Raw genomic sequence first — 736 nt, forward strand, 5'->3', positions numbered from 1 at the left:
TCGCGAAGCTGAGCACCACCCAGATCGGCGCACTCTCGACCGACCAAGCCAAGGTTCTGACCACTGATCAGGTTGCCGCTCTGTCCTCGACCCAGATCTCAGCCCTCTCCACTGACGACGTTGCCGCTCTCACCACCGCTCAGATCGGTGTTCTGAAGACAGCTCAGGTCGCCGCCCTGAAGTCGGCCCAGATCGCAGCCCTCTCCACCGATCAGGCCGCTGCTCTGACGAGCACGCAAATTGGTGCCCTGTCGGCAACCGAAGTTGGCGCTCTGTCCACCGCTGACATCGCAACCTTCTCGACCGACGAGATCGCAGCCATCAGCACCGCGGCTCTGTCTGGTCTGACCTCCGATAAGGTAGCAGCGCTCTCCACCGATCAGGTTGCGGCTCTGAAGACCAGCCAAATCGCCAAGCTCAGCACCGCTCAGATCGGCGCACTCTCGACCGACCAAGCCAAGGTTCTGACCACTGATCAGGTGGCCGCCCTGACCTCGACCCAGATTGCCGCTCTTTCTACTGACGATGTTGCTGCTCTGACCACCGCTCAAATCGGTGTGCTGAAGACGGCTCAGGTCGCGGCTCTGAAGTCGGCCCAGATCGCAGCCCTCTCTACCGACCAGGCTGCTGCACTGTCCTCGACCCAGATCGGCGCTCTGACGGCAACCGAAGTTGGTGCTCTGTCCACCGCTGACATCGCCACCTTCTCGACTGACGAGATTGCGGCGATCAGCAC

The 736-nt window shown here is 61.7% G+C and carries 1 pseudogene; it reads left to right on the top strand.

The window, feature by feature from the left end:
* Positions 1–736, top strand: a pseudogene (locus QD357_RS32675) (hypothetical protein); the annotation flags it as partial.

The organism is Rhizobium sp. BR 317, assembly GCF_047445835.1.
In the GTDB taxonomy this organism is placed as follows: Bacteria; Pseudomonadota; Alphaproteobacteria; order Rhizobiales; family Rhizobiaceae; genus Rhizobium; species Rhizobium paranaense.